The organism is Yersinia sp. LJYL362, from assembly GCF_048323875.1.
Genome location: NZ_JBLWEX010000103.1, coordinates 1 through 10528 on the forward strand (window position 1 = coordinate 1; position 10528 = coordinate 10528).

Sequence of the window (10528 nt, forward strand, 5' to 3'; positions counted from 1 at the left end):
GGAAGTAAACCTGGCGAATATTGCCATCCCCTTTCGGGTCAGAAAATGCTTGTAAAAACACGGTAGTGACACGTAAATCGGAAATCCGCTGGACTAATTTATCCAGATTTTCCTTTTCCTGTGCCGGGTCTGGATCGTAGAGATAATCCAAATCGACGTGCGCCACCCGCATAATGTCTTTTTCCTGCACCGACGTGACAAGCTGGGCGAAATCTTTCAATGACGGATTATTACTGATCAGAATACGTGGGATATTCATCAGATCATTGACATTGCCAATACCCGGTTCCAATGTCATCGCCATTTGGTAGCCATGTTGGCGCAAGATGTTGAGCACAGTGCCGTTTGGTGCGCCGTATGGCCACACCCAAACCCGCGGCTGTTTACCGGTCGCTTTAATAATGCGCTCGGTTATCAACGAAATATCTTTTTCCATCCGCTGCTTAAATGCAGCTTCAGTCTCATACTTTTTGGTCTTGGGGTCATAAATCAGGTTGGCTGCTGCCGGTTCAGTATTCCCTTGTGGGTTGGCAATCACCCCATAGTGTGAAGCATAAGTATGTGCGCCGATTTCAATCAGCTTTGACTTAGACATTTCAGTGATCTGTTTCCAAGTGAGGAAACGATCTCTATCAGTGCTTAAACCACCAAAATCCACTTTTTTATTGGGTGGCGTATCGATCCACGTCCCTACAGGAGCCAATACTGCGCTTAAATTATTGGCTTCTAACAATGGATAAACGCGGTTATAGAAACTGCTATAGCCATCATCGAATGTCAGTAAAATAGCTTTATTAGGTAAAGGAGTGCCGCCATTACGCGCCGCCAATATCTGATCGACGGAAACCACGTTATAGCGATTGTCCTTCAACCAAGCCAGTTGTTCGCTTAATGCACTGCTTCTTACCGACAAATAACGTTGGTCAGCTGACTCATCTTCAACATCATGATAAGCAATAACCACAAACGTATTCTTCTGCCACGGCCTTTCACTGAGCGGCAATGCGCGCTCGGCAGGTGGAACAAATACCGGTTTCTCTGCATAACAGACGGAAGCCAGTAACGTTATCATTCCAACTACAAGTATCCGGATAAAAAATAGTATCTTCGCCATAGCGACTTCCCTTAGAAACGGTAATTCAAATCGAAAGCGAGTGAGAGGTCATGTTCACGGACACCATCATAGGGGCGCTTGTCGTAGGTAACGGCTAAACCTGTATCGACGACATCATTCCATTGAACTCGCTGCCCATAACTTGCCGTAGTGACCAGGCCATTACCGTAGTTTTTCTCCCAGTAGCCGCCCACACCCAGCTGCACTTGCTGGCTCCAGATAGTTTTATAATGGCGATACATAATATGATTTAAGGTTACTGCTGGCACGTAAGTGAAATCCCTTTTCGGGTTGTAATAAATCACGTCTTCTTTGGTGTTAGTGCTGGCGGCTAAGCCCAAATTGAAATCAGCCGTCAGATAAGGCCCTGTCCAGATGCGCTGACGCCCATTCAATTCGTATTCCCAACGGTTGTTACCGTCAGAGAAATCAGACGGGGTGACATTAAATTCAACATCACGGCGATCATCGGCTTTCCACAACACAAAGGCAGAGGCACTGTTGGCAGTGATATTATTTTTCATCGCCCGCAGCGGCGTATCTTTTGCCAATCGCTCCACCTGACCACCCACACGCCAATGGTCATTAAAGTCATACCAGGTTGCTAAACGGAATCCGGTTTTATTGCCAAAACCATAATTCTGATTATTCACTTCAGCTTCCGCCCAGTGGTCACGGGAAGTCCATTCGCCCCCTAATCGGGTCGCACGATTGATACCCTTACCTTCTTCAAACTGGGCATTATCAAAGCTCCCGCCGCCAAATACGCGCCAGTTATCGGCAATAGGTGGGCTATATAAAATCGCCTCAAGACCGTAATCTTTATCACCGGTAATGGGGCTTCCAGAGGAGATGACCCGGTTACCCGTTACGCGCAATTCATACATATTATGAACTTTGCGTTGCCGGTCTAATTCTTGCGAAGGGACATCTTCCGGGGATCGCGCAATGACATCATCAGTTAACAATTCCATCTGACGCCATTCCTGCAAATCCATCGCTGTTTCGGCTTGCGCACGTTCCAGAATAAGGCTGCGTGGTGCCAACGACTCCACCGCTTTCAGCTCTTGCTCAGCCTTGCGCGGTAAATCTCTGGCCAGATAAACACCCGCCAAAGCAATACGTAAGTTCTGGTTTGCGGGTGCGGTGCTGGATAGCGTCTCCAGTTTTTTCTGGGCGGCGGGCAAGTCATTCAGTGCGACCAAAGATTGCACCAGCAAGGTCTGACCTTCCATCCAATCGTCATTTGGCTCTTTACCCGGCAGGCCATAAACCCCAACCTGATAAGGTGTTTGCTCGCTGTAGTTCTTGGCGAATTGATGAGCCTTATCCAATTGCTCACTTTCATTCAACGCGTAATAGAGATCATCAGCATCAAGTAAATCATCACTATTGCGGAATGTTTTTCCGTCGGCGTAATAGAGACTGGTGAGGATCGGCGCGGCTTTTTCTGGCATCCGGCGATCAATATAGGCAGAAGCGGCCCAACGGCGGGCATAGTCAGGCATTTTATAGCCCTCAGCTTCCATACTTTCATACTCTTTAATCAGCTCTGCGGTGTTACGACGTACCAATAACGCGCCGAGTCTGTCAATACGCGCCCGCTGATAATCTGACTGTGCGTCAGGGTCTTTACTCCAGCGAGTTAACAAATCCTGATAATCCGCTAAGGCCTGATCCGCAATATAAAAACGCTCAGTTTCACTGCGTGTCGGCAGTACCGCCATTCGGACTTGCTCAGCCGCCGCATCTCTTTCAAGTTGTCGATACTGCTCAGCCGTCACTAATTTCGGATTTTCTCTGGCCAGCTGCAATGCCGGATCAGCAATACGATTTCGTTGTAAAATCTCGAGGTGATTTTTTAATACCTCCTCAGATTCAGGTGCCAACCGCACCGCTTCACTGGAGGCCTGCAACGCATCATAATTGCGATTAGTGGCACGATTGAGATAAGACAGAGTCATATAATTTTGCGCGGAAGGGTTACGCTCGGCCAACTCTTTTGCCTGTTGTAACGCCGCACCACCACGGCCGGAATCAGCCTGTGTCATGATCATGCCGGTAATGAGGTCAGGGTTGGTGGGGTCTTTCTTCAAACTGCTTTGCCAGAGCGCCAGAGCTTGATCCCAACGTTTTTCATTGCGATATGCTCGCGCGGCAGAGGCCAGTCCACGCGAGGATAGATTCACCGAGGAATGATATCTTTCGTAAACATCAATGACCTCCTGATCGCGCCCAGCCCAACCGGCGATTTGCAGCCAGTCATCAACCTGACCACTATTAAGCGGCCCGGCTTTAGATTCTTTTTGTAAATAATCAAGGACCGGCGCGGTATCCCCTGCTCTGGCTTTGATGATCAATGAATCATACTGTGTTTCTGCCAAAGTTGGATTAACTGAAAGGCCGGAAATTAATAGCGCTAATATAGTAATTCTGTGCCGGTGCAACGGGCGCAGCAGTGTCGTGAATGCGTTATACATTATATAACCCTTAAGCCAGCAACTTGTTTGATTTTCAAGAAAAGCTACTTCACGAACATCCATTTTTCATTATGGAATTATGATGAAATGAAGTCCTTAGAATGTATTACAGCATGTTACATAGGATAGTTGAAAGAAAATACTATTGCGTAATTATTATAGAATATTGTTATTCCAGCGATTAATAGAGGCGAAAAAGTAGAATGGGCGTTAATTTAGATTGAATTAGGATTATTCTTAGTGAAAAATGCTACTAATAAGCGAAATTTAAAGACTAAATATTTTTACTAAGCAAATGCTACGATACAGTGTTCTGCAAAAAAGAGCGTATGGCGCGGTTTCAGGCGTGTTATGGAGAAATTTGCTACTTAAAATTTTGACTCTCTAAAATATTTTTTAAACTGACACCCAGCGAAGCTCTGCAATAACGAGAGAGCGTAATTATCACGATCGTTATAATAGAAAATAGAATGATTTTAATTGCTGGTGAGTTAACTCAATCGCATTGCCAAAAAGTTAAAACTCAGTCGCACTTCAACCCCATATTTTATATGGATATTTTATTATTTCCATATCATTAACGGCATCATTCTAAAAATTAAAAATAGACTCTTTTAAAAAAACGAGAGTCTATTTAAGAATGAATTTTAATTCATAAAAATGAGAAATTACGCACAAATTAATTATACCGGCGTAAATCGCGATCCAATTTACTTAAAAATTCGTACCCGTCATTGGTAATGAGAATCATATCTTCCAGCATAATCGAACCCATTCCGATACCGTAATAAGGTGTTTCCAGACTTAGCACCATACCTGGCCGGAATGTTTCTGTTGCCAATGAGCTAACAAAAGGTGCTTCTTCCAGCCCTAAAAATACACCATCGCCGTGGCCAAGATGACCGCGGTTATAATGCGGTAAACCGGACTTTTTGATCACATCCATAGTGCTATCAAACACGTCTTTTAACTTAACGCCCGGAGCAACCATCGAGAGCATATGCTCATGGCCGATTCGGATAGTGTTATATATCTGTTGGGTGAGTTCATCCGGCTCCCCCAAGACAAATGTTCTGGCAAGATCGGCACCATAACCCGCGACATCTACTCCACAGTCGAACTTAATTAAGTCGCCAGGCTTTGCCGGGGTTTCATCAGGGAACATTTTAGGTGAGAAATTATCACCAACTGAAATAAGATTAAAGCGAGAGAAATTGGTCTCAGGGAAAGTCATGACAGCAGCTTTAAATGCAGCGGTCAATTCGGCAGCGGTACAACCCACTCGGATATGCTTCGCCGCGCTGGCGATACCAAACTCAGTGATTTCAGCACTTTTTCGCAGGTGTTGAATTTCCCACGGGCTTTTAATCATTCGTATTTCATTGAATAACGCTGTCGAGTCAACCAACTTCAGCCCAGGGGCCACTTTATCTAACACACTTTTACCGCCGTTAGACATAGCCTGTAATTCAATAGCAATGGTCTTATCCAACACTCCTGCGCTCTCAAGGGCATCTTTCACCAAACCAAAGACAGCCTCGATCGGTGGACCAATAGGGCGTTCACATTTTTTATGATGATTCAGTGGGTTGCGCGGGTCATCAACATCCACCCACACCGGAAAGGTTTTCAGCGCCATATTGGGCATATCAAAGTGTGTACTGGCAGCTTCAAACTCATTCATGATGATTTGAGATGGAATGCTTTCATCACGAAACATAATCGCGACAGCTGCACCAGTATGCCGGAAGGTATACATAAAGAAACTAGCAAAACCGGTCAGGTAGTAGAAATTATCGCAGACGGTGACAACCAAAGCATCAAGCCCTTCTCGCTCCATGACCGTACGAGCTTTACGACTGACCGCATCTAAATGAGCAATTTTTTCTTTATTCACCGAAACATCCTTCAGGGCTTACTTTATCTGTAAGCTGAATGATATACCGGTTATGGGCGAGATTCTAACGGGCAATCAAGGCAACTGCCAACACCAGGAAGTTTATTACGCTGACAGCAAGTACGGCGCTCTATCCTCCCATTACGCGGAATAACAGTACGATAGAGCGGATTTTCTCGCCCATCAGGCAAGTTTGAGGTGAGAAAAAGATTTTCAATAATGGCGTCATAGCCCTCAATTGGGCCTAACTTATTTGCGAATTCGCGCAGATACCAAAACATCAAATAACCTATGTTATTCCATATCAGCCGGGTATTGGCTTTTGGCTGACGTTCTATTCTCTTCATAACAGGAATAATATGATGATCGAGTAATAAATAGAGCCGTTGCAGTAAAGATGACGGTGAGTTATCTAACCAGTCGTGTTGGTAGTAGATAGTTTCAGGCCGCCCAGTTGCGTGAAATTTAATGCGAACTCTCTCTGGACGGGTATCAATCGTTGCAGGTAATGCCAATAACATCAAGATCATCGGTGGGATAACCAACCCGAAATACCATTGCCCCCATAATGAATGCAGCGCTTTATGATTTGGGTTAAGCCCAGTCTCGCTGTAATAGTGATTCTCATAGTTTTGCATCAATGCTGGCAGACTATTTTCAGCCGACCACTGCTCAAGCAATACACTATCTTTGGGTATATCTACCGCATCAACATAAAACGATTCTGAGAAGTGCACGAATGTGCGGGCGAACAAACTGGCGATTTCATCAGAAATCGCAGTTGTTGAAGGGTAAATCACTTCAGCCGCATTCGCCACAATCCATACTCCACGGAACTCATATGGATGATATTATTACACTCAGTGATAATGATTATCAATGAAGTTAATTAATAATTCTCAACAGCATTAAATGCTAAAATAATCATCTACGCAGGCTATGTTAGAAATTGCTCATGATTTTTATCTTCACTGATTAATCAACCCGATAATTGACTGACATAACGCCTTTCTTCTCTGAAATTGACTGCACAGTAACCTTACCCAGTTCGTGCAATGAACCGACATGGGTACCACCACAGGCATAGGCCGATAACTCGCCAAAACCAACTTCGCGAAAATTACCTTGTATTGAAATCTGTCTGGGTAAATCTTGCCGGATAAATTCCTCCAACGCTGCCTGAATAATATCAATATCAAGTACCTGTGTGTTTTGTGTCCGTTTAAATGACACTCGCCCTTCCCCCGGCCAGTGATGTGCTTTCACTGGCTGCCAACCATAACCTTCACCAATATTCCCGATAAGATGCCCCGCTGAATGCATACGCGTATTTAATAAGCGGCGCTCATTGTCCACACGAGCACAATAGGTTCCTGGCTTAATGGGTTTCGCCAGATAATGAACTAATTGCTCCTGCTGATGAACAACCCGCAACACTTGATTATCGCCTATATAACCGGTATCAGAAGGTTGCCCCCCACCTTGCGGATGGAAAATAGTTGCCAGCAATATCACGGCAAATTCCTCGCCATCCGGCGTACAGCTCAGTACATCAACATCCATTGTCAGCGTATCGATCTCAAAAAATAGACGGGTCGTCATAATCATTATCCTTTTATCATTTCCATTATGATTATATTGCTGTCAGTCTGATGTGATAATCCGCTACATACTCAAAGGACTATTGCGCTGTGAGCACAAATCTTCCGCTAGCTTTACTGAGTGAAATGGCTATTTTTGTTAAGGTTGTCGAAACTGGCAGTTTTTCAGCTGTCGCCCGCCAATTGGGGGTTTCCCCTTCGGCCATTAGCCGCAGCGTCAGTCGGCTTGAAAAAGCACTGGCTACCCGTTTATTGCAACGAACGACGCGTAAATTGCGTTTAAGTGAAAGCGGCGAAGAAGTTTTTAAACGCTGCAATACCATGCTCAATGCAGCCAACTCGGTGATGGAGATCAGTGGCCAATATAGTCAGGAACCGGAAGGGCTTATTCGCGTCAGTGTGCCAAAAGCGGTGGGACGATTTGTGGTCCATCCCCATATGGCTGAATTTTTACAGTGCTACAGCAAAATAGATGTGCAACTGATATTAGATGACCGCTATGTCGATTTGATTGATGAAAATGTGGATTTGGCCATTCGAATTACTGACCAACCCCCTCCGGGAATGATCGGACGGCAGTTGATGGATATCGAACATCTATTGTGCGCAACCCCTGAATATCTTGCTGCCCAGGGTACACCGCTGCATCCCCATGATTTAGCTCAACACAGCTGTATTTATCTCGGAGAAACACCGGGGGACGCGCGTTGGAAGTTTCGTCAAGGGACTAAGGCTATCACGGTTGCAGTAAAGGGCCGCTACGCCGCGAATCACACCGGTGTCAGGCTAGATGCTGTATTGCAACATATCGGTATTGGCAGTTTGCCCTATTTTACCGCCAGAACAGCCTTGCAGCAGGGACAGCTAGTGCAGGTATTACCTGAATGGCGCTTTATCAGCTCATACAGCGGCGGCTTATGGTTGCTCTACCCTTCAACACGCTATTTGCCCGCCAAGCTTCGTGTTTTCATTGATTATATTGTCGGTCGATTACGTGATGAACCCGATTTGTCGCCCCGCTAAATAATAGATTACCCAGCGGAGCGTTGAATCTTACGAAGCCGTCAGTGTCATTATGGTTTTTTCGCCAGCAGGGTCGCAAAACGCAGTTTTATCCGGTTACCTTGTGCATCGGTTTTATGCAATTGCCCAACATCTTCGTTGTATTTAATGATGTCCCAATCTTTATAGTAATGGCGTAATTCACCCGATTTTAATGTGAAGGAAAAAGGCACAGTACAAGGGAAGTCATCAGTCGACATCGCGGAGATAATCAGGTTGTAACCACCAGGTAAGGTGCACTCTTGCATATTATTGATAATATACGGGATTCTTTCTGGCTGGAGGAACATTAATACCACTGTCGAGAGAATAAAATCGTAGCAATTATCCAGGCTGGCTTCATTGATGTTATAGGTATTAGCGGTAATATTTAGCCGTTTTTCCTGTTCAATTATCTGTTGCAGATGACTAATACTGTCGCCATTTTTATCGACAGCAGTCACATCAAAACCTAATAAATTAAGATACAACGAATTACGTCCGGAACCACAACCTAAGTCTAGCGCTTTTCCGGGTTTCACCGTTTTCACCGCCTCAATCACTTCGGAATGAGTCGGTGTTAAATTATATTTCTTATGATAAAAATCTTCTGCCGTACAATAAAAACTGAGCTGGCATTGTAGATCATCTGAACACGCGGCAATACGGTGCCAAACTTGTGGTTCAATAAAGGGAGGCTGATTCTCACAAGAGAAGGAGTGTCTTTCCAACGTATTACCCGCTTCATCAAGGATCAAAAAATCCATTTCTCCACTCAGAATCGTCAATTTGGCCCATGTTCCGGCTTTGGTATTGTGCTTTTCACGAAACATCGCGGGTACGCCAGCGCTATTCCAGACAGGTAACTGTTTGTAGCAAAGCAAGGCTGATGTATTTTCCATGCTGATATTCCTCAGATAATTTAAAGATGCATTTAATATGCAACATATAGTACAGCATAAATGTTATTAAATGAAGCCGCCCTGGCAAGCAAGCTCACAGCCTCTCTAACTCATAAAACCAGTAGAAAATCGCGCAAAATAACTTTATGGGGCTTTAGACTTAGCCGCTTTTAGGCTCTCAATATAGCCTGCCAATTTTTGAATATCATCATCAGTCAAATGTGCTTTTGCCTTATTACCTCTACCGACAATCTTGCCATCACGCCGCGCGGTGAGCCCCTCAACGATTTCATTGCGAGATAACGATATCAGCGGCGGTGCTTTATCCAGCCCCTTTCGATCGGCCAGACGCCCATGACAACTTGAACACGTTTGTTTATAGATATGTTCGCCGTCAGTGGCGGCCTGAGCTGCGGCACTAAACACGATTATGCATGCAGCTAGCAGCGAGACTTTCATTATGCCCCCGCCGCCCATTGTTGGAACAATGTGGTCAGCGCTTTCTCATCCCGCGCCCCTTGATGTAACTCCGTTACCTTACCGTTACGGTCAATCATAAAAGAGGTTGGTGTGCCAATGACTTGATAGCGCTCCTGTGTAATGCCCAGTTGATCGCGAATGACGGGGTAACTGATGTTACGCTGCGCCAGCACTGGGGCAATATCCACCTGTTCCGGATCAGTATTAATCGCCACTACCACAATATCCTGCTGATATTGTTGACTTAGTTTATCCAACGCCGCCATCTCAGCCAGGCAGCCACCACAGCTTGCTGACCAGAAATTGAGGTAAACCTGTTTGCCTTTCCACTGTTCGAGTGCAACGGGTTTGCCTTGCAGGTCATAAGCCGCCAATTGGGGTGCAACTTCCCCCACAGCAACTTCTTCTTGCTTACAAGCGCTCAGCAATAACAGTAAAGCGCATAAACCGACCGTTTTACGCCACATGATGATTACTCTCTTCATTAAGATATTTACCGTGCTGGAGGCGGATAATCCGGTCAGCAACGCAGCCTAAATCCGGGTTGTGAGTCACCATCACAATGGTTCTACCTTGGCGATGGATATGGTTTAACAAATCCAATACCCGCTGCTCATTCTCTTCGTCAAGGTTACCCGTAGGTTCATCAGCAAAAATAATGGGTGGCTGATTGACCAGCGCCCGCGCAATGCATACCCGCTGCTGCTCACCACCCGAAAGTTGGCTAGGTAAGTGACTCATACGTGGCGTCATCCCGACCTGTTCCAAGACTTGTCGAGCCGCGTCTTCATCCACCACACTGTGATAATGCTGCGCCAACATAATGTTCTCCAGCGCAGTCAAATAAGGGATAAGGTGAAATTGCTGGAACACCAACCCAATCTTGTCTGCCCGGAATTTCCTGCGCCCTTCTTCATCCAAGCCAGCAGCATCAATCCCATCGAGCAATACCTGCCCTTCAGTTACGGTATCCAGGCAGGTCAGAATATTCATCAATGTGGTTTTACCTGAAC

The 10528-nt window shown here is 45.4% G+C and carries 10 protein-coding genes; 1 reads left to right on the forward strand and 9 read right to left on the reverse strand.

Annotated elements, in window-relative coordinates; genetic code table 11:
* The 5 genes from pgaB to ACNSO8_RS04530 all read right to left on the reverse strand — a co-directional run.
* Positions 1-1114: poly-beta-1,6-N-acetyl-D-glucosamine N-deacetylase PgaB (gene pgaB, locus ACNSO8_RS04510; protein WP_418393951.1), on the reverse strand; the 1114-nt coding region annotated here is incomplete at its 3' end.
* An 11-nt stretch (positions 1115-1125) separates the two neighbouring features.
* Positions 1126-3594 carry a poly-beta-1,6 N-acetyl-D-glucosamine export porin PgaA gene (pgaA, locus tag ACNSO8_RS04515; RefSeq protein ID WP_050160754.1) on the reverse strand — a complete coding sequence of 823 codons (2469 nt, stop codon included), beginning with the start codon at positions 3592-3594 and terminating at the stop codon, positions 1126-1128.
* A 679-nt stretch (positions 3595-4273) separates the two neighbouring features.
* Complete coding sequence (locus tag ACNSO8_RS04520) at positions 4274-5491, reverse strand: M24 family metallopeptidase (protein ID WP_050160753.1); 1218 nt, start codon at positions 5489-5491, stop codon at positions 4274-4276.
* Between the two features lie 50 nt (positions 5492-5541).
* Positions 5542-6309 carry a siderophore-iron reductase FhuF gene (gene fhuF / locus ACNSO8_RS04525; protein WP_221869768.1) on the reverse strand — a complete coding sequence of 256 codons (768 nt, stop codon included), beginning with the start codon at positions 6307-6309 and terminating at the stop codon, positions 5542-5544.
* A 157-nt stretch (positions 6310-6466) separates the two neighbouring features.
* Entirely contained in the window at positions 6467-7093 is a 627-nt protein-coding gene (locus tag ACNSO8_RS04530; protein ID WP_019079203.1) for a hypothetical protein, read from the reverse strand.
* A gap of 89 nt (positions 7094-7182) precedes the next feature.
* Between ACNSO8_RS04530 and ACNSO8_RS04535 the strand changes: the two genes are divergently transcribed.
* A complete protein-coding gene (locus ACNSO8_RS04535) occupies positions 7183-8115 on the forward strand; it encodes a LysR family transcriptional regulator (protein ID WP_263700637.1) in 933 nt (310 codons plus the stop codon).
* A gap of 50 nt (positions 8116-8165) precedes the next feature.
* Here the strand turns inward: ACNSO8_RS04535 and tehB are convergent, their stop codons facing one another.
* The 4 genes from tehB to ACNSO8_RS04555 all read right to left on the reverse strand — a co-directional run.
* A complete protein-coding gene (tehB, locus tag ACNSO8_RS04540; protein WP_050160751.1) occupies positions 8166-9035 on the reverse strand; it encodes an SAM-dependent methyltransferase TehB in 870 nt (289 codons plus the stop codon).
* 144 nt (positions 9036-9179) lie between these two features.
* Positions 9180-9494 carry a c-type cytochrome gene (locus ACNSO8_RS04545; RefSeq protein ID WP_418393952.1) on the reverse strand — a complete coding sequence of 105 codons (315 nt, stop codon included), beginning with the start codon at positions 9492-9494 and terminating at the stop codon, positions 9180-9182.
* Positions 9494-9982, reverse strand: coding sequence for a TlpA family protein disulfide reductase (locus ACNSO8_RS04550; RefSeq protein ID WP_005168973.1), 489 nt, complete (start codon positions 9980-9982; stop codon positions 9494-9496). The genes ACNSO8_RS04545 and ACNSO8_RS04550 overlap by 1 nt, the downstream gene beginning before the upstream one ends.
* Positions 9972-10528 (reverse strand): ABC transporter ATP-binding protein (locus tag ACNSO8_RS04555; RefSeq protein ID WP_418393953.1); only part of this gene is annotated, 557 nt, incomplete at its 5' end. The genes ACNSO8_RS04550 and ACNSO8_RS04555, both read right to left, overlap by 11 nt.